Annotated in this window: 19 protein-coding genes; 11 read left to right on the top strand and 8 right to left on the bottom strand. The window is 70.3% G+C overall.

The window, feature by feature from the left end:
* Positions 1-59 precede the first annotated feature (59 nt).
* From ACIBVL_RS34615 to ACIBVL_RS34600, 4 genes are all read left to right on the top strand, one after another.
* Complete coding sequence (locus tag ACIBVL_RS34615; RefSeq protein ID WP_399103618.1) at positions 60-977, top strand: EamA family transporter; 918 nt, start codon at positions 60-62, stop codon at positions 975-977.
* Positions 978-982: 5 nt separating this feature from the next.
* The gene (gene aroA, locus ACIBVL_RS34610) at positions 983-2,218 is read left to right on the top strand and encodes a 3-phosphoshikimate 1-carboxyvinyltransferase (RefSeq protein ID WP_399103616.1); all 1,236 of its coding nucleotides are present in this window, start codon (positions 983-985) and stop codon (positions 2,216-2,218) included.
* Positions 2,215-2,850 (top strand): GNAT family N-acetyltransferase, encoded by a 636-nt coding sequence (locus ACIBVL_RS34605; RefSeq protein ID WP_399103614.1) that lies wholly within the window; start codon positions 2,215-2,217, stop codon positions 2,848-2,850. The genes aroA and ACIBVL_RS34605 overlap by 4 nt, the downstream gene beginning before the upstream one ends.
* 92 nt (positions 2,851-2,942) lie before the next feature.
* Positions 2,943-3,578, top strand: a complete 636-nt coding sequence (locus tag ACIBVL_RS34600; RefSeq protein ID WP_399103612.1) for an RBBP9/YdeN family alpha/beta hydrolase — start codon at positions 2,943-2,945, stop codon at positions 3,576-3,578.
* Here ACIBVL_RS34600 and ACIBVL_RS34595 read toward each other — a convergent pair.
* The 7 genes from ACIBVL_RS34595 to ACIBVL_RS34565 all read right to left on the bottom strand — a co-directional run bounded on the left by ACIBVL_RS34595 (position 3,562) and on the right by ACIBVL_RS34565 (position 11,790).
* A complete protein-coding gene (locus tag ACIBVL_RS34595; RefSeq protein ID WP_399103610.1) occupies positions 3,562-4,362 on the bottom strand; it encodes a sugar phosphate isomerase/epimerase family protein in 801 nt (266 codons plus the stop codon). The genes ACIBVL_RS34600 and ACIBVL_RS34595 overlap by 17 nt on opposite strands.
* A 220-nt stretch (positions 4,363-4,582) precedes the next feature.
* The gene (locus tag ACIBVL_RS34590; RefSeq protein ID WP_399103608.1) at positions 4,583-6,271 is read right to left on the bottom strand and encodes an IclR family transcriptional regulator C-terminal domain-containing protein; all 1,689 of its coding nucleotides are present in this window, start codon (positions 6,269-6,271) and stop codon (positions 4,583-4,585) included.
* Positions 6,272-6,518: 247 nt separating this feature from the next.
* Positions 6,519-7,355 carry an ABC transporter ATP-binding protein gene (locus ACIBVL_RS34585; protein WP_399103606.1) on the bottom strand — a complete coding sequence of 279 codons (837 nt, stop codon included), beginning with the start codon at positions 7,353-7,355 and terminating at the stop codon, positions 6,519-6,521.
* A gap of 13 nt (positions 7,356-7,368) precedes the next feature.
* Complete coding sequence (locus tag ACIBVL_RS34580) at positions 7,369-8,160, bottom strand: ABC transporter permease (protein ID WP_399103604.1); 792 nt, start codon at positions 8,158-8,160, stop codon at positions 7,369-7,371.
* Positions 8,161-8,164: 4 nt separating this feature from the next.
* Complete coding sequence (locus ACIBVL_RS34575) at positions 8,165-8,935, bottom strand: ABC transporter permease (RefSeq protein ID WP_399103727.1); 771 nt, start codon at positions 8,933-8,935, stop codon at positions 8,165-8,167.
* Between the two features lie 80 nt (positions 8,936-9,015).
* The gene (locus tag ACIBVL_RS34570) at positions 9,016-9,990 is read right to left on the bottom strand and encodes an ABC transporter substrate-binding protein (protein WP_399103602.1); all 975 of its coding nucleotides are present in this window, start codon (positions 9,988-9,990) and stop codon (positions 9,016-9,018) included.
* A 279-nt stretch (positions 9,991-10,269) separates the two neighbouring features.
* The gene (locus ACIBVL_RS34565; RefSeq protein ID WP_399103600.1) at positions 10,270-11,790 is read right to left on the bottom strand and encodes a carboxylesterase/lipase family protein; all 1,521 of its coding nucleotides are present in this window, start codon (positions 11,788-11,790) and stop codon (positions 10,270-10,272) included.
* A 541-nt stretch (positions 11,791-12,331) separates the two neighbouring features.
* Between ACIBVL_RS34565 and ACIBVL_RS34560 the strand changes: the two genes are divergently transcribed.
* A complete protein-coding gene (locus ACIBVL_RS34560) occupies positions 12,332-12,733 on the top strand; it encodes a hypothetical protein (protein ID WP_399103598.1) in 402 nt (133 codons plus the stop codon).
* Between the two features lie 175 nt (positions 12,734-12,908).
* Here the strand turns inward: ACIBVL_RS34560 and ACIBVL_RS34555 are convergent, their stop codons facing one another.
* A complete protein-coding gene (locus tag ACIBVL_RS34555; RefSeq protein WP_399103596.1) occupies positions 12,909-13,955 on the bottom strand; it encodes a LacI family DNA-binding transcriptional regulator in 1,047 nt (348 codons plus the stop codon).
* Positions 13,956-14,277: 322 nt separating this feature from the next.
* Here ACIBVL_RS34555 and ACIBVL_RS34550 point away from each other — a divergent pair, with 322 nt between their 5' ends.
* The 6 genes from ACIBVL_RS34550 (at position 14,278) to ACIBVL_RS34525 (ending at position 21,237) form a co-directional block, all read left to right on the top strand.
* Complete coding sequence (locus tag ACIBVL_RS34550; protein WP_399103595.1) at positions 14,278-15,429, top strand: Gfo/Idh/MocA family protein; 1,152 nt, start codon at positions 14,278-14,280, stop codon at positions 15,427-15,429.
* Positions 15,426-16,580: a dihydrodipicolinate synthase family protein gene (locus tag ACIBVL_RS34545; RefSeq protein ID WP_399103593.1), complete on the top strand. Its 1,155-nt coding sequence runs from the start codon at positions 15,426-15,428 to the stop codon at positions 16,578-16,580. The genes ACIBVL_RS34550 and ACIBVL_RS34545 overlap by 4 nt, the downstream gene beginning before the upstream one ends.
* A gap of 32 nt (positions 16,581-16,612) precedes the next feature.
* Entirely contained in the window at positions 16,613-17,410 is a 798-nt protein-coding gene (locus ACIBVL_RS34540; RefSeq protein WP_399103725.1) for a sugar phosphate isomerase/epimerase family protein, read from the top strand.
* 142 nt (positions 17,411-17,552) lie between these two features.
* Positions 17,553-17,927 carry a DUF6507 family protein gene (locus tag ACIBVL_RS34535; protein WP_399103591.1) on the top strand — a complete coding sequence of 125 codons (375 nt, stop codon included), beginning with the start codon at positions 17,553-17,555 and terminating at the stop codon, positions 17,925-17,927.
* Positions 17,928-18,004: 77 nt separating this feature from the next.
* The gene (locus ACIBVL_RS34530) at positions 18,005-20,227 is read left to right on the top strand and encodes a hypothetical protein (protein ID WP_399103723.1); all 2,223 of its coding nucleotides are present in this window, start codon (positions 18,005-18,007) and stop codon (positions 20,225-20,227) included.
* Positions 20,224-21,237 carry a hypothetical protein gene (locus tag ACIBVL_RS34525; protein ID WP_399103589.1) on the top strand — a complete coding sequence of 338 codons (1,014 nt, stop codon included), beginning with the start codon at positions 20,224-20,226 and terminating at the stop codon, positions 21,235-21,237. The genes ACIBVL_RS34530 and ACIBVL_RS34525 overlap by 4 nt, the downstream gene beginning before the upstream one ends.
* The last annotated feature ends 28 nt before the right edge of the window (positions 21,238-21,265 follow it).

Here is a 21,265-nt window from a genome sequence, read left to right as displayed (position 1 = left end):
TCCAACCATGCAGCGATCATCGCTGGTGCTACATGGTCCATGGCGGAGATCCTCGACCCATGCGACCCGCCCACCTCTGCCTCGCCGTACTCGTCGCCGCCGTCTGGGGCGTGAACTTCACCGTCATAGAGATCGGCCTCGACCACTTCCCGCCCTTGCTCTTCTCCTCGCTCCGCTTCCTGGTGGCCGCCCTGCCCGCGGTGTTCTTCGTCGGCCCTCCGAAGGTGGCGTGGAAGTGGATCGTGGGGGTGGGGCTGGTCCTGGGGGTGGCGAAGTTCGGATTGCTGTTCGTCGGGATGGACGCCGGTATGCCCGCCGGGTTGTCGTCCCTGGTCCTCCAGATCCAGTCCGTCTTCACGGCGGCCGTCGCCTTCGCCGTACTCGGTGAACGCCCCACCCGCCTCCGGCTGCTGGGCATGGCGGTGGCCCTCGCCGGCATAGGGGTGGCGGCCGTGGACGAGGGCGCCTCCGGTCCGCTCGGCGCCTTCGCACTGGTCGTCGCGGCGGCGGCCTGCTGGGGCGTCTCCAACGTCCTCACCCGCAAGGCGTCCCCACCCGACGCCCTGAACTTCATGGTCTGGGTGAGCACGGTCCCGGTCCTGCCGCTCCTCGCCCTGTCCCTCCTCACGGAGGGCCCCTCGCGCGACCTGGCGGCCCTGCGGAACCTGGACTGGCAGGGCGCGGGCACGGTCGTCTACGTCGCCTGGGTCACGACGGTCTTCGGTTTCGGGGCCTGGGGATGGCTCCTGCGCCGCCATCCCGCGTCCACGGTCGCCCCCTTCTCCCTCCTGGTCCCCGTCTTCGGCATGTCCTCGGCGGCCCTGTTCCTCGACGAGCGGGTGAGCGTCCTGCGCTGGTGCGCGGCGGCCCTCCTGGTGGGCGGTGTGGCCCTGACGTCCATGACGCGTTCCGCGACACCCGCCCGCGTCCATTTCGTGGACCTGCCCGCATCCGAGAGGTCCCGCGCGGGATCATGACGGCCATGCCCCTCGTCGACATCCCCGGTTCCAAGTCCATCACCGCCCGTGCCCTGTTCCTCGCGGCGGCCGCCGACGGCGTCACCACCCTTCAGCGGCCCCTGCGTTCGGACGACACGGAGGGCTTCGCCGAGGGGCTGACCCGGCTCGGCTACCGCGTCGGCCGCACCCCGGACAGCTGGCAGATCGACGGCCGCCCACAGGGCCCCGCCGTCGCCGAGGCCGACGTCTACTGCCGGGACGGTGCGACGACCGCCCGCTTCCTGCCCACCCTCGCCGCCGCCGGCCACGGCACCTACCGCTTCGACGCCTCCCCCCAGATGCGCCGCCGCCCCCTCCTCCCGCTCACCCGCGCCCTGCGCGACCTGGGCGTGGACCTGCGGCACGAGCAGGCGGAGGGCCACCACCCGCTGACCGTCCGGGCGGCCGGTGTCGAGGGTGGCGCGGTGGTGCTGGACGCCGGCCAGTCCTCCCAGTACCTGACCGCCCTCCTCCTGCTCGGCCCGCTCACCCGCACCGGCCTGCGCGTCACCGTCACGGACCTGGTCTCGGTGCCGTACGTGGAGATCACGATCGCGATGATGCGGGCGTTCGGCGTGGAGGTCGGCCGCGAGGGCGACACGTACGTCGTCCCGCCGGGCGGCTACCGCGCCACCACGTACGCGATCGAACCCGACGCCTCCACCGCCGGCTACTTCTTCGCCGCCGCCGCGCTCACCGGCGGCGAGGTGACCGTGCCGGGCCTCGGCGAGGGGGCGCTCCAGGGCGACCTGGGCTTCGTGGACGTCCTGCGGCGGATGGGCGCGCGGGTGGAGACCCGCGCGGACCGTACGACCGTGACGGGCACCGGCCGGCTCGACGGGCTGACGGTCAACATGCGCGACATCTCCGACACCATGCCGACCCTCGTGGCCATCGCCCCCTTCGCCTCCGGCCCGGTCCGCATCGAGGACGTCGCCAACACGCGCGTGAAGGAGTGCGACCGCCTCGAGGCCTGCGCCGAGAACCTCCGCCGGCTCGGCATCGACGTCGCGACGGGCCCCGACTGGATCGAGATCCGCCCCGGCAGCCCCCGGGGCGCGGACATCAAGACCTACGGCGACCACCGCATCGTCATGTCCTTCGCGGTGGCCGGTCTGCGCACCCCCGGAATCTCGTTCGACGACCCCGGCTGCGTCCGCAAGACTTTCCCCGGGTTCCACGAGGCGTTCGTGCAACTGCGGAAGGAGATCGTCGGGTGAGTCCCACCTTGGAGGGGCCGGTCCTGGAGGGCACGCTGGTGCGCCTGGAGCCGCTGGAGCACCGGCACGCGGCCGATCTGGCGGTGGCGGCGGAGGAGGACCGGGGGACGTACGCGTTCACCTGGGTGCCGAGGGCCCACGAGATGGGCGCCTACGTCGAAGCCCAGCTCGCCCGCGCGGCCACGGGCTGGGTCGCGCCCTATGCGCAGGTGTCCCTCGCGTCGGGACGGGCGGTCGGCGCCACGGCGTATCTCGACGCCCGTAGCTGGCTGGCCGACGACCGGCTGGACGCCGTGGAGATCGGCTTCACCTGGCTCGCCGCCTCGGCCCAGGGCACCGGCGTGAACGCGGAGGCCAAGCTCCTCCTCTTCCGGCACGCCTTCGAGGCGTGGGGCGTCTCCCGCGTCGACCTGAAGACGGATGCCCGCAACAGCCGCTCCCGCGCCGCCATCGAGAGCGTGGGCGCCCGCTTCGAGGGCGTCCTGCGCAACTGGTCGCGCTCCTGGGCCCCGGGCGAGGACGGCCGCCTGCGCGACTCGGCGATGTTCTCGATCACGTCGGCCGAGTGGCCCGAGCGACGGGAACGGCTGGAGCGGCGGGTGGCGGGATTCCGCCGGGGCACGGCGGCCTGACGCCCACCGGGCGGGCGGCCCGGCCCCGCTCGACGATTCGACCGCGGAAGATTGACTGGACCTGGTGATAGACGTTCGGAGATCATCCCGCCATGTCCACCTCACCCGCCCCCATGGCCTCCCCCTCCTTCCTCATCCTCCACGGCTGGCAGAACCACCGTCCCGAGGCCCACTGGCAGCACTGGCTCGCCGACCGCCTCACCGCCCTCGGCCATCCCGTCACCTACCCCCAGATGCCCGACCCGGACGACCCGTCCCTGGAGACCTGGCTGAGCGAACTGGAGGCCCACCTCGACGGCCTCGGCACCGACGGGGAGCGGGTCGTCGTCGCTCACAGCCTCTCCGCCGTCCTCTGGCTGCACGCCGTCGCCCGTGAGCTGCCGGGGGTGGCGGCGACCGACCGGGTGCTGCTGGTGGCCCCGCCCTCCGCCTCCGTACTCGGAGCGCACCCGGAGGTCGCCGAGTTCGTGCCCCCGCCGCTCGACGGGCTCGCCCTCCCCACTCCCACCCGTCTCCTCGCCGGTGACGACGACCCGTACCTCCCGGAGGGCGCCCAGGCGGCCTACGGCGACCCGCTGGGGCTCACCGCCGAACTGCTCCCCGGCGCCGCCCACCTCGACCTGGACGCCGGCTACGGCTCCTGGCCCTCCGTACTGGAGTGGTGCCTGAACCCGGACACGAGGTTCACGGTCCGCCCGCCGGCCGAGGGCACTAGGCCGAGTCGTTGAGCAACCGGCCGAGATGCTCCCGCCCACGGTCCAGCAGGTCCTCCAGCGGCGCGGCGTCCGGGTACCACCGCTTCTCGTACTCCCAGCACAGCCACCCGTCCCAGCCGTGCCGCGCCAGCACCTCCACGCAGTCCGCGAGCGGCAGCACCCCGGCGCCCAGCGCCAGAGGGGTGGTGTCCTCCGCCGAGGCGATGTCCTTGACCTGCACATATCCGAGATACGGCGAGAGCGTCGCGTACGTCTCCTGCGGCTGCTCGCCGCCCAGCCAGGTGTGCATCACGTCCCACAGGGCGCCCACCTGACGATGGCCGACCAGGCCGAGGACGCGGATGGCGTCGGCGCCGGTGCGATGCGAGTCGTGGGTCTCCAGCAGGATGCGTACGCCGAGGTCGGCGGCGTACTCGGCGGCGGTGCCGAGCCTGCGGGCGGCGACGGCGTCGGCCTCGGCGGAGGACTGGCCGTCGGCCCCGCCGGGGAAGACCCGGACGAACGGCGCCCCGAGGTCACGGGCGAGACCGACGAGCCCCCGGATCTCCTCGATCACGGGTGCGTCGTCCCCGGGGGCGGCCACGCGCGCGTACCCCGCGACGCCCAGGACCTCGACCCCCGCCGCCTTGAACTCGGCGGCGGCCTCGGCCCGTTCGGCGGCGCCCAGGCCGGGATGGACCGGCTCCTCCGGATGGGCACGCAGCTCCACACCGTGGTAGCCGTGCACGGACGCGAGCCGCAGCACCTCGGGGAGCGGCAGCCCGGGGACACCTAGAGTCGAGAAGGCGAGCTTCATGGTCACTACTGTCACTCGGGTAGGGGTGATCGGGCTACCTCTCGACGCCGACCGGTGAGATTCAGCCTGCTGGCGTTCGATGACGAGGCCCGTTCAGGACCGGAGCGGGGGCGGGGAGCCGCAAGCCCCCGGGGACGGTCACCCCGGCACCTGGCGGGTGTCCGGGAACCGGAGCTCTAGTGGGTGTTCTGTGAGAGTTCGGCGGTTCTTGGTGCGCCGTTCAAAGAGGCGGAACTCGAACGAACCGTCCGGCCAGGTGCAGATCCGTCTCCGTCCGGACAGCCGTGGCACGCAGTTCCGGCAAGACGGCACTGACGCACTCCGCGGCCGAGCGGCGGCTGCTGTGCATGGTGACGTTGATCGCCGCGACGAGGCTGCCCTCGCGGTCACGCACTGGTACGGCAATCGAGCGGAGGCCCGCTTCGAGCTCCCCGTCGACCAGGGCGTAGTCCTCCTCGCGCACCTGATCCAGGATCGTCCTGAGATCGGCGGGCCGTGTGACGGTACGGGGGGTCAACGCCCCCATCCGCAGGTGGGCCAGCCGGCTGGAGTACTCCTCGGCCGGCAGACCCGCCAGCAGGACCCGTCCCGTGGAGGTCGCGTAGGCGGGCATGCGTGAGCCCACGACGATGTCGGCGTCCATGATGCGCCCCGCGGCGACGGAGACCGCACACTGGACGTCATCCCCCGTGAGCACCGCCAGGGACGTCGACTCCTGCACCCTCCGGGTGAGAGCGGTGAGGTGGGGATGGGCGATTCGGGCCAGCGTTGTCCTGGACAGGGGCGGGAAACCGAGGGCGAGAACCCGTGGAGTGAGCCGGAAGACCCGGCCGTCCAACGTGACATGACCAAGATGCTCCAGCGTTATCAGGGCCCGGCGAGCCGTGGCACGCGGCAGGCCGGTGCGCTCGGCGACCTCGGAGAGCGTCAGCTCCGCACGCCCCTCGCCGAATGCGGTGATCACGGTCAGGCCGCGGGCCAATGACGCGATGAACTCCCCGCCCAGTTCTTGCTTGGATTCTCTGGTCCAGGCGGCGCGGCCCGAGGGCGCGCTCCGGCTTTCGGACGGTGGGGCGCCGGCCTCGGCGAGCTCCCGTTCCATGGCGGCCACCGCCGCACGCAGTCTGGGCAGAAGGGAGTCGCGCAACGAGTCGGCGCTGTGTCTGCTGGTGTGACTCACGGCACTCGCCACACAGGCGATACGGCCGTCCGGGGCGCGCACCGGAACGGACACCGCCACGAGGCCCGTCTCGATCAGCTGGTCGTCCAGGGCCCAGCCGTGCATACGCGCACGTTCGACCCGTGTTTCGAAGTCCTCGGCGACGGCGCCGTGCGACCGAGGCGGGATCGCCGGGAAACCGAGGTCTTCAGGGTCGAGGACCTGCCGCTCTCGCCACCGTGTCCAGTCCTGCGCACGCCACTCGGTTGCCAACAGCGGCCCGGGGGCGGTGCGTTCGGCAGGCAGCAGATCGCCGATACGGAAGCTCAGCGACAAGGTACGGCGGCGGATCGCCTGGTGGATGAAGCGGATGCCGTCACCGTCCGCCACCGCGAGGGACACCGACTCGTCGAGTTCGTCGGCGAGTCCGTCGGCGTGTCCGCCCAGCAGATCGGGCAGACGCAGAGCGCCCAGATACGCGTTGCCCAACTCCATCAGGCGGGGCTCGAGGACGGCGCTACTGCCCTCCAGGCGTAGATACCCCATGTGCGCGAGCGTTCCGGCGACCCGGTCGACGGTGGCGCGTGCCAGCCCGGTGGCCCGTCCCAGATCGCTCAGGCTGGCCGCCCCTCCGACGTCGGTGAGCCCGCGCAGCACGGCGATGCCGCGCATGAGGGGTGCGACCGCCTCCTCCGGCGGCGCGGGCACCGTCACGGGGTAGGCGGGCGGCACGGCGTGGGTCGATGTCATGGGCTCTCCGCAGCGGCTGTCTCGTCACTCCAGTGAATGATGCCTGGCGGGTGCGGAGATCCGCTCGGCGGTGCCGGGGCGAGGAGACCACGCGAGCGTTGCCGCAGCTTCGGGCTCGGATAACGGGAGAGTGGTCGGGCGGGGCAGACGGCCGGGCCGCGAAGAGCCGCCGGGCGCAAGGCACCCCCCGCAGTCGGTTCTCACGGCCCGGTGCCGTGGGTGCTGTGCGGGACTTTCGAAACGCCCCCTAGGGCTCCGAGTTCTGCAGGGCGAGGTCATCACTCGGGTCGGCCGTCCCCGTCCGTTCGGTGTCGCCGTTGTGGTGTTTGGCGCGCTGGATCTGCTCGTATACGTGCGAGCGCAGTTCCGCGAAGCGGGTGCTGGAGCGGGTGTGCAACTGGTCGCGTTCGTCGGGGAGATCGATGGTCAGGTCCTCCTGCACCACCGTCGGTGACGCGGACAGGACGATGGTGCGCTGGCCGAGGTAGACGGCTTCGTCGATGTCGTGGGTGACGAACAGTACGGTGACCCCGAGTTCGTGCCACAACCGCCGGATGAGGTCCTCCAGTTCGGCGCGGGTCTGGGCGTCGACGGCCGCGAAGGGTTCGTCCATGAGCAGGACCTTCGGCTCGAACGCGACCGCGCGGGCTATGGCGACGCGCTGCTGCATGCCGCCGGAGAGCTGCCAGGGGTGGGCGTGGTGGGCGTCGGCCAGGCCGACCACCTCCAGGGCGTGTTCGACGAGTTCCCGCTCACGGGCCTTGCCGAGCTTCTTGCGGCGCAGCGGAAGGGCGACGTTGTCGCGCACGTTCATCCAGGCGAACAGCGAGCGGCCGTACTCCTGGAAGACGACCGCCATGCCCGGAGGGGGCCCGCTGACCGGCCGGCCGTCCAGCGTCACTTCGCCGCCGGTGGGGGGAAGCAGGCCGGCCATGCACTTCAGCAGGGTCGTCTTGCCGCAGCCGGACGGGCCGACGAGGCACACCAGTTCGCCGGCATCGATGTGAAACGTCAGGTTCCGCAGTGCTTCGACGTTGCGGTTGCGTCCGGTGTAGGTCTTCTGCAGGTTGCGTACGTCGAGCATCGACGTCTCCTTGTCAGGGGGTGCGCTGGGCGCGGCGCAGGCCGTGGTACCAGGCCAGGGCCCGGTTCTCGGCGAGGCGGAAGAGCAGTGACAGAACGAACCCGAGCAGGCCGAGCAGCAGCACCCCGCTCCACATCTCGGGAATGGCGAACGACCGCTGGAACTGCACGATCGTGAAGCCCAGGCCGTTGCTGGCGGCGAACATCTCGCTGATGACCATGAGGATGATCCCGATCGACAGCGACTGCCGCATGCCCGTGACGATCTGCGGGCTCGCCGAGCGCAGCACCAGATGCCACAGGCGGGAGGGGCCGTCGATGCCGTACGAGCGGCAGGTGTCGCTGAGCACCTCGTCCACGGCACGGACGCCCTCGACCGTGTTCAGCAGGATCGGCCACAGGCAGCCGCTGACGATGACGATGATCTTCATGGTGTCGCCGATGCCCGCGAACAACATGATCACCGGTACCAGCACGGGTGGGGGGACGGCCCGGAACAGCTCCAGGACCGGTTCCAGGACATCCCGTACGACGCGGCTCAGACCGACCAGGAGACCCAGTCCGACCCCGATGACGACGGCCAGGAGGTAGCCCGCGCCGAGCCGGAGCAGACTGGGCAGGACATCCGACTCCAGCCGCGCGCCCGTCCAGACCTCCCCGAACTTCTGCAGGATGGCGGACAGCGGCGGAACGTAGAAGTCGGTGCTGCCGGCGGTGGCGAACCACCACACGCCGAACAGGACCGCGGGCAGTCCCAGCGCCAGCGAGACCCGCCTTCCCGCGTTGAGGACGGTCGTCCGGAACATCCTGTCACCCCTCCCTGCGCACGGACGGGTGCCAGTGCAGCGCCCGACGCTCGACGGCCCGCGCCATCAGGTTGACGGCGACCCCCAGCAGCCCGGTGACCAGGACCAGGGCGTATACCTGCGGCACGGCCCCGGAGGTCTGTGCGATGGCGATCTCGTGGCCCAGGCCCGGGGCTCCGATGACGAGTTCGGCGGTGATGGTGAGCACCAGCGCGACGGTGGCGGCCAGCCGCACACCCGTCATGACGTACGGCAGCGCGGTGGGCCACATCACGTACCGCACCCGCCCCCAGCCGCCCAGCCGGTAGCTGCGGGCGGTGTCCTCGGCGACCGGGTCGACGTCCTGCGTCCCGGCCAGCACCTGGACGAGCACCTGCCAGAACGATGCGTAGACCACCAGCAGGAGCACCGACCTCAGATCGGTGCCGTAGAGCAGCACTGCCACCGGGATCAGCGCCACGGACGGGATCGGACGCAGGAACTCGATCGTGGAGGCGGTCACCGCCCGCAGGACGGGCACGGAACCGATCACGATTCCGGCCACCAGCCCCGCCGCTACGGCGATGGCCAGGCCCAGACTCCATCCGGTCAGGGTGTCACCGAGGGCGGTCCAGAAAGCGTCCTCGGCGAGCAGATGCCAGAGGGCCCTGGCCATCTCCGAAGCGGGCGGGAGGTAGTCGCCGGAGACCAGGCCGCTGTGCGGCAGCACTTCAAGGACCACCACCAGGCCGGCCAGACCGGCCAGACCGCGCAGGGGAGCGGCGGCGCCGCCCAGGCGGCGCGGGTTTCGGGCACCGCCGGGACCGGTGTCGGTCCCGGCGGTCTTCGTCGTCACGGACGCGGTTGCCGACGGCGTCATGAGAACAGCGCGTTCAGGTCCGGCTTCTTGTCGCCGAAGATGCCGTCCTCCTCGCCGAGCGAGGCCAGCTTCTGCAGCGAGGCCATGTCGATCTCCGTCGGCCAGGTGGGCAGGGTGAGCTTCTCCATCACCGCACCACTGATCTTGGTGTAGCCGGTGAGCATCTGACGTGCCTCGTCCGGGTGTTGGGAGGCGTATTCCAGCGACTCGGTCATGGCCGCGGTGAACTTCTTCACCAGGTCGGGCTTCTGCTGCAGGAGATTCGTGGAGGTGAAGTACGTCGCCACGGTGAGCTTCGGATCGGTCTCGGCGAACGGTGAGGCGACGACACGAGCGCCCTGGCCCTTGGCGATGGTCAGCGCGGGCTCGCCCATCCAGGCGGCGTCCACCTGTCCGCCGTCCAGTGCGGCCGGCATCTGGTCGAACGGCATCTCGACGAACTTGACCTTGGAGGGGTCGCCACCGGCCTGGCGCACCGACTCGCGGACGGTGGTGTCCCCGATGTTCTGCAGGGTGTTGACGGCCACCTTCTTGCCGACGAGGTCCTTGGCGGACTTGATCGAGCTGTCCTTCTTGACGGCGACTCCGGTGACATCGGCCCCGACCTTGCCGTTGGTGGCCGCTCCGTTGACCACGGACTTGATCGGCACGCCCTTGGTCTGAGCGATCATCAAGGAGGTGACGTTGCTGAACCCGAACTGGAACTGACCGCTCACCACACCGGGAACGATGGCCGCACCGCCCTGCGCGGTCTCCATCTTCAGATCGATGCCGCGCTTGGTGAAGAAGCCCTTCTTCTGCCCCAGGTAGAGCGGGGCGACATCCACGATGGGGATGACGCCGACCTTGACCTGCGTGGTCCCGCCGCCGGAGGAGGCCGAGTCACCGGCTCCGGACGACGAGGATCCACATCCGGCCGCGGCCACGACCGTCGCCAACGTGACGGCAAGCCCAAAAACGCGCCTTTGCATGGGGCCCCTCCTGAGGGAGCAATGCGTGCGCCAAGCGCACAAAGTTTCGTGTGCCGAACACGACAGGCCGGACGCTAGGCCCCCTCCCGCACCGAGGTCAAGAGGCGGTACGGCAGCGGTTACGGAGGCTTGGCCTTCCGGCGTACGGCATCGGCGGACACGCGACCGAGACCCTGAACATCCGGTTCGCGACGAGGGGCGACAGCGGGCCAGGGTCGCCATGGCCGGCCGGTCATCACCTGGCCGGCCGTGGAGGGAGACAACCCCGACGTGGCCGGGCTACGCCTCCGTCAGAGGCAGCGGGGCGAAGACGCGGTGTTCCCAGATGCGGCGGGCGGCCTCTTCCGGATACCTGGTGACCGTCGGTTCGGTGTCGAGGAGTTGGACGAGGCGGCGCTCGGTGTCGTACGCGGGCCAGCCCGGGTCACCCGTGGTGGCGAAGGCGGTCCAGGCGGAGCGGAAACGGGCGGAGAGCGCCTCGGTCTCGGGCGAGGGCGCGGGTCCGGTCAGCATGGCGCCGAGGCCGCCGTACACACCGAAGGTCAGGGGTACGTCGAGTCCGTGGCAGGCGCCCAGAACGCCGCCGTTGGCGGGTGCGGCCCAGGTCAGCTCGTACATGTGCGCCCGGCCGCCGCCCGCCACCTGCGCCTCCGCAAGGTGAAGGGAGGGCATGCGGAACAGCCAGTCGGACTGCACCAGTTCGAACAGGTACTCCGCCGAGGCGTCCGGGAACGCGGCACGGTAGGTCTGTTCGCCGTCGGGGGCGGGTCCGAACAGGTCCAGCGCCATCGAGGCCAGGGACTCGTCCACCCGTCCGAGCAGCCCCCCGAGCATGAGGAAGAGCCGGTACTCGTCCCGGTTGTGCCCGGCGATCAGCTCCACGTCCCGCGCGGCGCCGCTCGCGAGGGCCTGCCACGGGGTGGTGGGCAGGACATCGCCGTCGACGACGGGCGAGAAGGGGGTCGGGGTCAGAGCGACCGGGCCCCAGCGGTCGACGTACCCGCGCATCCCGGCGGTCAGTGCGGCTCCTGCCTCGGGCAGCTTGCGCGGGTCCACACCGGACAGATCTGCGACCGTCGGGCGCAGCCCCAGCCCGCCGGCCAGGGCTTTAGCGATGTCACCGGCCAGCGCGGCGGAGAAGAACGTACCCGGCACACTCTGGGCGATGGCCCGCCGGAACAGACCCCGGGCTCGCGGCATGGCCATCAACGCGGCGATGGACCCGGCGCCCGCGGACTCGCCGAAGACGGTGACCTGGTCGGGATCGCCGCCGAAGGCGCTGATGTTCTCGCGCACCCACTCCAGGGCGGCGACCTGGTCGAGCAGTCCGCGGTTCGCGGGTGCGCCGTCGATCAGGGCGAATCCCTCGATCCCGACTCGGTAGTTGAAGGTGACCACGATCAGGTCACCGTCGCGGGAGAGACGACTGCCGTCGTAGGCCGGGTCGTCGGCGGAGCCGAACTTGTAGGCGCCTCCGTAGATCCACACCATCACCGGCCGTCGTGCGGCCGGGTCCGTCTCCGGCGTCCAGACGTTGACCGTGAGCCAGTCGTCACCGGCCGGAAGGCCGGCGGGGAGTTCCGCCTCGGGGCCCATCGGCTCCTGCGGGGGCGGCGGTCCGAACGCGAACGCCTCCCGCACCCCGTCCCAGCGGTCCACCGGTCCCGGCGCCTCGAAACGCGCCGCGCCCACCGGGGGCTGGGCGAACGGGATGCCCCGGAAGACCTCCAGGCCACCCTCGCGGCGGCCGCGCAGCGCGCCCGCCGCCGTCCTGACCTCAGGGAACTCGCTACTGCTCATCGATGGCTCCTCAAAGGACCGGCTGCCGGGCAGACGGTCCACGCACGGGATGCAAGTCGGGTGACCGAGACGGAATGCCGGCCGTTCCCATTGACACCGGCCGACCGTCGTCCGAGACTCATGCTCGCCTTGGAGTGAACCATATTTCACCAGGCGAACCGACTTGTCGACAGGCTCGCGCTTTGAGGCCCCCACATCTCCTAGGACGCAGATGCTCCTTCCCCCACGTCCGCCGCGTCGGCTCCCTCGTACATCGACGGCATGGACGTCAACTTCTACGGCGCCGTGATGCCCCACATGTTCGACGACGCGGGACTCGGCCCGACCCGGGCGAGTGCGGGCACCAGGCAGTTGGACCATGTTCGGCATGCTCGTGGGGCGCTCACGGCCGGAAACCTCACCGACCGGTTGGGCCGACGGCTGACGCTCGTCTCCAGCGTGACGCTGTTCTCCATCGGCTCGGTGTTCTGCGCCACGGCGGGAGTGGGCCGGACTGTTCGAGTGCGGCCGGTTCATCGCCGGCCTCGGGCTGGGCGGGCTCATGCCGCTGTGCCTGGCCATGGCCATGGAGTTCGCACCACCGCGCGGAGCCGCCCTCACCACGGGCCTGCTCATGACCTCGTACCAGGCCGGCGGTATGGCGGCGACGGGGCTCGGGCTGACTCCGGCCCCGGCCGCGGGCTGGCGCTGGATCTTCTGGGCAGGCGTGCTGCCGGCCGTGATCGCCGTGCCTGCTCAAGTCCCACCTGCCACTCGGCGTCACGTATGTAGTGGTCGCCGTCACTGGTGTGTGGCTGTTCAGCGCGCAGGTCATGGTCTACGCGGCCACCGACACCGTCTGTCGCGACAGCGAGCGGGCCGCCGGGCTCGGCTGGGTCACCGGAGTCGGACGAACCGGCGCCGTCGTCGGTCCCTGGCTGAGGGTCGACTTCCGGGTGCGTGACCCCACGGGCTTGCACAGACGCGGGGCTTGGCACGCCCATCTGCGGCGTTGTCGTCGGTTGCCGACGCTCCGCGTCGACGCCCTCCTCCGCCTTGCAGCTGGACGCACCAAGCCCCGCTCACCTGCGCCGATGAGTCGGCGTCGGTTTCCTGCGACTTGATCCGCCGGACAGGCCCTAAGTCCGCGGCACCCCGGAGGACCCCCGCACCATCAGCTCCCCCCGCACCGTGGCGATCCCCCCCGGCGGCGGCTCCTCCCGCCCCATCGCGATGCGCCCCGCCCGCGCCCCCGCCTCCGCCAACGGCAGCCTCACCGTCGTCAGGGAAGGCACCGCGTCGATGCTGAACGGAAGGTCGTCGAAGCCCGCCACCGACACGTCCTCAGGGATTCGCAGCCCGGATTCCCGCAGCGCCGCGCACGCGCCGACCGCGACGGAGTCGTTCGCGGCGACCACCGCGGTCAAGGTCGGGTCCCTGCGGAGCAGCTCGAGCGTCGCCTCGTAGCCGGCCCGCCGGTCGTAACGGCCGTGCACGGTCCAGCGGGGATCCTCCTCGATGCCCGCCGCGGCCAGCGCCTCCCGGTGCCCCTCCAGCCGGTGCCGGGTCGTCGTCCGCTCCTCGGGGCCCGCGATGTAGCCGAGCCGCCGATGCCCGAGCCCGATGAGGTGCTCGGTGAGCTCCCGCCCGCCGCCGCGGTTGTCGAAGGTCAGCGCGATCGCCGAGGTGTCCGGCGCCGGCGGCCGTCCGCACAGCACGATCCGCGTCCCCGCCTCGCCCAGCTTGCGCAGCTTCGCCGCCACCGCCGCCGCGTGCGGCTCGTTCTCCATCGCCCCGCCGGTCAGCACCACGGCCGCGGCCCGCTGCCGCTGCAGGAGCGTCAGGTACGTCAGCTCGCGCTCGGGCGAGCCCCCGGTGTTGCAGACCACCGCCAGCCGCTCACCCCCGGCCCGCCCGCCGGGCCCCCCGATCTCCGACTGGATCGCGCTCGCCATGATCCCGAAGAAGGGGTCGGCGATGTCGTTGACCAGGATGCCCACCAGGTCGGAGGTCGCCGCCGCCAGGGCACTGGCGGGTCCGTTCAGTACGTAGTCCAGCTCGTCCACCGCCCGCAGCACCCGCTCACGGGTGGAAGCGGCGACGGGATAGTTCCCGTTCAGCACGCGCGACACCGTCGCGGGCGAGACCTGCGCGCGGGCCGCCACGTCCGCCAGGGTCACCGTCATCTCGTCGTCCTCCGGTCGCGCATCTCGTCGTACGTCCTCATATGTCCACGTAGACAGGTCGGCCGCGGCCACGGTTCCGAGCGCGTCGAGCGGGCCGCTCCGAGCGTGTCGACCAGACCCTAAGGCCACAGCACCCCTTTGTTCGCCCCCTCGAACAACTCGGGATGGACACGGTCTTGTCCGGACCGCTGGTCAGAGGCTAGCTTCTTCTTGGATAGAAAGCGCTTGCTGTAACGCTGATCAGGAAGAGGCGTACGCGGCGCGCACAACCGCGTACGAAGCGCGCAGGCATGCTGCGTACGACGCCTACGAAGGGATCGACGTGACACGCAAGACGGTGCGTATCGCCATGAACGGTGTGACCGGGCGCATGGGCTACCGCCAGCACCTGGTCCGCTCCATCCTCGCGATCCGTGAGCAGGGCGGCCTGGACCTCGGCGACGGCACCGCGCTGTGGCCGGAGCCGATCCTGGTCGGCCGCCGCGAGCACGCGCTGAAGGCGCTGGCGGAGCGGCACGGACTGGAACACTGGGCCACGGACGTCGACGAGGTCCTCGCCGACCCCACCGTGGACCTCTACTTCGACGCCCAGGTGACCTCGGCCCGCGAGGAGGCGATCAAGAAGGCGATCGCGGCGGGCAAGCACATCTACACGGAGAAGCCGACGGCCACCGGACTGGAGGGCGCGCTCGAACTGGCCCGCCTGGCCCAGGACAAGGGCGTCAAGCACGGCGTCGTCCAGGACAAGCTCTTCCTCCCCGGCCTGCTCAAGCTGAAGCGGCTCATCGACGGCGGCTTCTTCGGCCGGATCCTCTCCGTCCGCGGCGAGTTCGGCTACTGGGTCTTCGAGGGCGACTGGCAGACGGCCCAGCGCCCCTCGTGGAACTACCGCGCCGAGGACGGCGGCGGCATCGTCGTCGACATGTTCCCGCACTGGGAGTACGTCCTGCACGAGCTGTTCGGCCGCGTGAAGTCCGTCCAGGCCATCGCCACCACCCACATCCCGCAGCGCTGGGACGAGAACGGCAAGCCCTACGACGCCACCGCCGACGACGCCGCCTACGGCATCTTCGAGCTCGACGGCGGCGCCATCGCCCAGATCAACTCCTCCTGGGCGGTCCGCGTCAACCGCGACGAACTGGTCGAGTTCCAGGTGGATGGCACCGAGGGCTCGGCGGTCGCGGGCCTGCGCAACTGCCGCGTCCAGCACCGCTCGCTCACCCCCAAGCCGGTCTGGAACCCCGACATCCCGGCCACCTACGCCTTCCGCGACCAGTGGCAGGAGGTGCCGGACAACGGTGACTTCGACAACGGCTTCAAGGCCCAGTGGGAGCTGTTCCTCAAGCACGTCTACGCCGACGCCCCCTACCACTGGGACCTCCTCGCCGGCGCCCGTGGCGTCCAGCTCGCCGAGCTGGGCCTGAAGTCCTCGGCCGAGGGCCGCCGCCTCGACGTCCCGGAGATCTCGCTGTGACCATCCAACTCCCGGACGCCACCGGGGCTCTGCACACGTACGAGCCCCGCACCGAACCGCTGGCCCTGGCCACCGGTGCCCCCTTCACCTCCCGTACGGTCTTCTCGGCGGCGCACGTCGTCGCCGACCCCTTCGCGGACACCACCCCCGACTCGCCCGCCGCCGTCGACTGGGACGCCACCCTCGCCTTCCGCCGCCACCTGTGGTCCCACGGGCTCGGCGTGGCGGAGGCGATGGACACCGCCCAGCGCGGCATGGGCCTGGACTGGGCGGGCGCGGCCGAGCTGATCCGCCGCAGCGCCGCCGAGGCCAGGGCGGTCGGCGGCCGTATCGCCTGCGGCGTGGGCACCGACCAGCTCACCGGCCCGGCGTCCCTGGCCGAGGTCCGGACGGCGTACGAGGAGCAGCTCGCGCTGGTCGAGGCCGCCGGATCCCAGGCGATCCTCATGGCGTCCCGCGCCCTGGCCGCGGCGGCCTCCGGCCCCGAGGACTATCTGGAGGTCTACGGCCATCTCCTCCGCCAGGCCTCCGAGCCGGTGGTCCTGCACTGGCTGGGCCCGATGTTCGACCCGGCGCTGGAGGGCTACTGGGGCTCGTCCGACCTGGACGCGGCGACGGAGGTGTTCCTGGAGGTCATCGCGGCCCACCCCGACAAGGTGGAAGGCATCAAGGTCTCGCTCCTGGACGCCGGGCGCGAGATCGACATCCGCCGCAGGCTGCCGCAGGGCGTCCGCTGCTACACGGGCGACGACTTCAACTACCCCGAGCTGATCGCGGGCGACGAGAAGGGCTTCAGCCACGCCCTGCTCGGCATCTTCGACCCGCTGGGCCCGCTGGCGGCGGAGGCGGTCCGCGTCCTGGACACGGGCGACACGGCGGGTTTCCGCGCCCTGCTCGACCCCACGGTCGGCCTCTCCCGCCACCTCTTCCAGGCCCCCACCCGCTTCTACAAGACGGGTGTGGTCTTCCTGGCCTGGCTGGCCGGCCACCAGTCGCACTTCACGATGGTCGGCGGCCTGCAGTCGGCCCGCTCCCTCCCGCACTTCGCCCGCGCCTACGAACTCGCCGACGGCCTGGGCCTGTTCCCGGACCCGAAGCTGGCCGAGGACCGTATGAAGACCCTGCTCGCCCTGTACGGAGTGACCCAGTGACCGGCGCCCTCTCCCGCTTCTCCATCAACCAGATGACGGTGAAGCAGCTGTCGATGCCCGAACTGGTCGACGCCTGCCTGGAGTTGGGTGTGCCGGGCGTCGGCCTCTGGCGCGAACCGGTCCACTCGTACGGCGTGGAGGCGACCGCCAAGCTGGTCCGCGACGCGGGTCTGACGGTCACCACCCTCTGCCGTGGAGGCTTTTTCACCGCGATCGACCCGACGGAGCGCACGGCGGCCCTGGCCGACAACCGCAGGGCGATCGAGGAGGCGGCGACCCTCGGCACGCAGGTCCTGGTCCTGGTCTCGGGCGGCCTCCCGGCCGGTTCGAAGGACCTGCACGGCGCGCGGGAGCGCATCGCCGACGCGCTGGCGGTGCTGGGCCCGTACGCCGAGGAGCACGGGGTGAAGCTGGCCATCGAGCCCCTGCACCCCATGTACGCCTCCGACCGGTGTGTGGTCTCCACGCTCACCCAGGCGCTCGACCTCGCGGAACGCTTCCCCGCGCACCAGGTCGGCGTCACGGTCGACACGTACCACATCTGGTGGGACGACAGGGCCCCGGCCGAGATCGCTCGCGCGGGCGTCGGCGGTCGCATCCACACCTTCCAACTGGCCGACTGGACCACCCCGTTGCCGGAGGGCGTCCTCAACGGCCGTGGCCAGATCGGCGACGGTGCGATCGACATGCGGGAGTGGCTGGGGTACGTGGAGGCGGCCGGCTACACCGGCTCCGTCGAGGTCGAACTGTTCAACGACGGGCTGTGGGCCCGGGACGGCCGCGAGGTGCTGGCGGAGACTGCGCAGAGGTTCGTCCAGCACGTTCTCTGACCTCGGAACACGGGACCACGCGGACGGCCGCCGGATGTCGGAAAACGACCGGCGGCCGTCTGACGTCCCATCACTTCCGCAACCCTGGTGCGATAATACGTTCGAGTTCTCCGTGGGAGTCGCGGGCAACGGGGGGAGCGGTGTGACGGGCTGGGACATCGACGTGGTCGGTGTGCGCGGTGTTCTGCAGAACACGGGCACGGCGGCGAAGGCGCTGTCGGACACGGGCCAGGCCATGCAGGGAAACCTGGAGGAGGCGGCCTCGGCGGCGGGGACGATCACCAGCCAGTACGGGCCGTACAGCAGCACGGCCGGGCTGGTGGGCGCGGCTCTGGCGGAGTTCCTCGATCAGTGGAGCCGTGATCTGGTGTACATCGCCGAGCGTGCGTCCCGGTCGCTGAACGGCGCGGCGGAGGCCACGGGGTACTACGTCGAGGGTGACCTGACGATGGCGGCCACCGCGCAACGGGAGGCCGCCAAGGAGCCGAAGGCCGACCTGCCGGGGGCGGGCAAGTGAGCGACGGGGCAACCCTGATCGACCCGTCCGGCATACCCCACTTCATCGGGGACCTGTCCACACTGGACACCGACGTGATGCTGCTGACCGCGAACGCGGCCCAGTTCCGGGCGTCCGGCGCGGAGGTGCACACCACGTTCCAGGGCCTGTCCGCCGTCTACCGCACCCCCGACGCGGTCGATCTGCTCTCCTCGACCCAGCCGGTGAAGGCGAAGGCGGACGCGTTCGCGGACGACCTGGAGAAGGCCGCCATGGCGCTGTCTGACTACAGCGCCGAAGTGCAGCCCCTGGTGGAGAGGCTGGCGACACTCAAGGCGGACGCGACGGCGTTCGTGCAGTCGCTGTCCGGGGACGAGGACTGGCGCAAGGATCAGGACAAGGTCGACCGCAACAACGAGCTGTGGCGGGACGTCAACCACACGGTCGCCGCCTTCCAGGCCGCCGAACGGGCCTGCCACAACAAGATCACGGCTCTGGTCGGCGGTTCGAGGATCACCGTCGACGACGGCTCGCACGGCGAGCACATGTACGGCTACCGTGCCGACGACCTCGACCACGCGCCGGAGACCCCGTGGGGTGCCCCGGCCGAGCGGGAGTACGAGGGCTGGGACTGGCTGACCCACCAGGCCGGCCAGGTCTGGGACGGCTTCTGGACCGACGGCGTCATGGCCACCGTCCACGGTGTGGGCACCCTCTTCGGCGCGGACGGCTCGGACGCGGCGGGTGAGGCCTGGAAGGGCCTGGCCAAGCTCGCCACGGCGTCGGCGCTCACGAGCGCCACGATGGGCACCTGGTGGCTGGTACCGGACGACAAACTCCCGTCCTGGCTGCGGGAGTCCCGTACGACCTACAAGCAGACGGTCAAGGGTTTCGTCGCCTGGGACACCTGGAAGACCAACCCGTCCCGCGCGGCGGGGGCCGTGGGCTTCAACGTGCTGACCACTCTCGGCGGCACGGAAGGAGCGGGCGCGGCGGCGTCCGCGGCGGGCCGGACATCCGCGGGGGCCCGCGCCCTGTCGATGGCGGGCAAGGTCGGCCGGGCCATCGACCCGATGACGTACGTCGGCAAGGCGGGCACCTTCGCCTTCGGCAAGGTCGGAGACGCCTTCCGCACGCTGAAGGACCTCCACTCCGGCACCACGCTCGACCTACTCGAACACACCGACGCCGTCCGATCCCCCAAGATCCCGGACAACGCGATCCCTTTCGTCGACGAGGCCACCGGCAAGATCGTCTATCTGACGGACGAGGGCCACCTCTTCAACGCGGACGGAACCCTTCACCAGCACGCCGACGAGGCTGCCACGGAACTTGCGGCCGGTGACCGAGCTCTCCTGAACTCGGCGTCGCGGGCGTCTTCATCGGGCCACCAGCCCGGACTCGTTCCCGCGCATGGCGGTGCCGATCAAGTGCACGGTGCGTCCGCGAGTCACGAGCCGCCGTCTGCTTCCGGTGGCGGCCACCCCGACAGTCCTGGGGCCGGCCGTGATCATGCGCCGCCCGGACACGAGACCACTCCGGCCGGCGACCACGGGGGATCCGGGCCGGACATGGGCGGGCACGGTGAAGCAATGCCACCGGGCGGTCACGAGCCGACCAGTGGGGTTGCCTTGCCGGAGCAGCCGCCGGGCCATGAGCCCATGGTGCGAGGAGGCGAGACGGAGCAGCAACTCCGTGACGCCATCAAGCAGATTCCGGGCGACAAACGACCCAAGCCCGATGTGCTGGACCGAGCGCTCGAACGCCTGGCCACAGTCCCCAACGGCCAGCAGGTAGCTGAGATCATCGCGTCAGGGCGTTTCGGTCGAAGTGACGGCTTCGGTCAGGTCGTGTCGTCGTTGGGCGCGCGTAAGGAAGCTATGTTTCAGCCTGGCGTTGACCAGATCATCTTTGCTGAAGATCTGGCCCGAAGCGGAGTCCCGGCGCAGAACATTGAATTCGAGTACAAAATTCCTGCAGGTGCGGACGCGGACATCCGTATCACTGATGAATCGGGATCTGTCTACACCTATCAAATGAAACACCTTAATAATCCCATTGATCAGGTGTCTGAGATCACCAGGGGAAAGTATCTCCTCCAGCTGGCGGTGACCGAAGCGGATCACCGCGTCATGCTGGTGGACGGTGGCCGGGGAACACGCGCAGATTGGATGGCGAACGGCTCCTACGACGCCCTCATGGACATCCACAACGGCGGACGTGGCCGAAAGGGGCAAGGCATCACATTTGTCGTGCGCTTGGAGGATGGCACACTTGTGATTCCGCCTGGCGCCAAGACCGACCCCAAGGACATGTTGTGATCACCACCAACTCGATCGGCGACTGGCTCTGGGAGATCACCCCCCGCCAGGAGGTCAAGCCATCGCGTGCCATCGACCACGCAGTGGCGGTGTGGAACATCCTGGCCACGGCGGGTGTGGCTACTCCTCTTGCAGAGGTCAGTGTCGGCGTACGTTCCGGTGATGACATGCGTGACGTTCGCTTCGAAGCGTCTGGTCTCCCCCTGGAAAGAGTGCCGCTCGTACCAGGGAGTGCCCTCGCCCGTGCCTCGGAGCACGTCGATGAATTGCAGGGCGACTTCGTCGTCAGAGTCCGCATGCGTTGCCCTGGCGAGTGGTCGGAAGGAGGGGTTCGGCATCGGGCTGAACAACTCTTCACCATCCAGGTCGACATCTGGGAGCGAAGCCTATTGACGGTGTTGCTGGAGACCTATTCCGACGCATGGCTGACGATGGACACGCGTGGACGCGAACAGCTCTCCGTGCACGAGGAAAACGCCCCAAGGCTTGAGTACGCCCTGGCGGAGATCTCAAATTTCTTCGGATGCTCCCCAACGCCCGGCGAGGAGAACCGCTACGCCATTCCGACCGAGACCGGCTTTGAAGACGTCAGGATCGATGGACCCGCGTATGACGACGCGTGGAGAACCTTTGAGGTGCTTGACCGGTCCCGACGGCTTCGGTCCCCGCTCCCGGCTTCGGAGCAGGAGTATTCGGCGACCACGGAACAACCCGTCCAGTACTACACCGTTCAGGACGGAGGGCAGGTCCTGGGCTATCTGTGGGCTGCGCGCGGGGACAATGCGGCAGGTTTTGAACCACGGACTGCAGCGGGGGAGCAGGCTTTCGATGCCGGGCGGACGTGGATTCTGCTGCTGCGCGAGGCTTATCGACTGGGCATCTCCGCCTCCCATGTCCTGAATTGGCTTGGTCGGCAGGAGCTTCCCGCCGGTATTGGCCGGCTAGCGGAGGACGAGCCCCGAACCTGCCCTTCGCTCGAATATCTGGAAGACCTCTCAGGCCGCTGGTGACCAGGCGTCTTGATCACAAGTACGCGCA

Source organism: Streptomyces sp. NPDC049687, from assembly GCF_044465285.1.
Lineage (GTDB): Bacteria > Actinomycetota > Actinomycetes > Streptomycetales > Streptomycetaceae > Streptomyces.
Note: the sequence above shows the minus strand (reverse complement) of the source record. Positions and strands in the feature narration are given on the sequence as shown.

What these genes read in the sequence shown, in the direction of transcription:
- ACIBVL_RS34615 (WP_399103618.1), top strand. Translation starts at nt 60, where the DNA reads ATGCGACCCGCCCACCTCTGCCTCGCCGTACTCGTCGCCGCCGTCTGG.
- aroA (WP_399103616.1), top strand. Translation starts at nt 983, where the DNA reads ATGCCCCTCGTCGACATCCCCGGTTCCAAGTCCATCACCGCCCGTGCC.
- ACIBVL_RS34600 (WP_399103612.1), top strand. Translation starts at nt 2,943, where the DNA reads ATGTCCACCTCACCCGCCCCCATGGCCTCCCCCTCCTTCCTCATCCTC.
- ACIBVL_RS34595 (WP_399103610.1), bottom strand. Translation starts at nt 4,362, where the DNA reads ATGAAGCTCGCCTTCTCGACTCTAGGTGTCCCCGGGCTGCCGCTCCCC.
- ACIBVL_RS34590 (WP_399103608.1), bottom strand. Translation starts at nt 6,271, where the DNA reads ATGACATCGACCCACGCCGTGCCGCCCGCCTACCCCGTGACGGTGCCC.
- ACIBVL_RS34585 (WP_399103606.1), bottom strand. Translation starts at nt 7,355, where the DNA reads ATGCTCGACGTACGCAACCTGCAGAAGACCTACACCGGACGCAACCGC.
- ACIBVL_RS34580 (WP_399103604.1), bottom strand. Translation starts at nt 8,160, where the DNA reads ATGTTCCGGACGACCGTCCTCAACGCGGGAAGGCGGGTCTCGCTGGCG.
- ACIBVL_RS34570 (WP_399103602.1), bottom strand. Translation starts at nt 9,990, where the DNA reads ATGCAAAGGCGCGTTTTTGGGCTTGCCGTCACGTTGGCGACGGTCGTG.
- ACIBVL_RS34565 (WP_399103600.1), bottom strand. Translation starts at nt 11,790, where the DNA reads ATGAGCAGTAGCGAGTTCCCTGAGGTCAGGACGGCGGCGGGCGCGCTG.
- ACIBVL_RS34560 (WP_399103598.1), top strand. Translation starts at nt 12,332, where the DNA reads ATGCCGCTGTGCCTGGCCATGGCCATGGAGTTCGCACCACCGCGCGGA.
- ACIBVL_RS34555 (WP_399103596.1), bottom strand. Translation starts at nt 13,955, where the DNA reads ATGACGGTGACCCTGGCGGACGTGGCGGCCCGCGCGCAGGTCTCGCCC.
- ACIBVL_RS34540 (WP_399103725.1), top strand. Translation starts at nt 16,613, where the DNA reads ATGACGGTGAAGCAGCTGTCGATGCCCGAACTGGTCGACGCCTGCCTG.
- ACIBVL_RS34530 (WP_399103723.1), top strand. Translation starts at nt 18,005, where the DNA reads ATGCTGCTGACCGCGAACGCGGCCCAGTTCCGGGCGTCCGGCGCGGAG.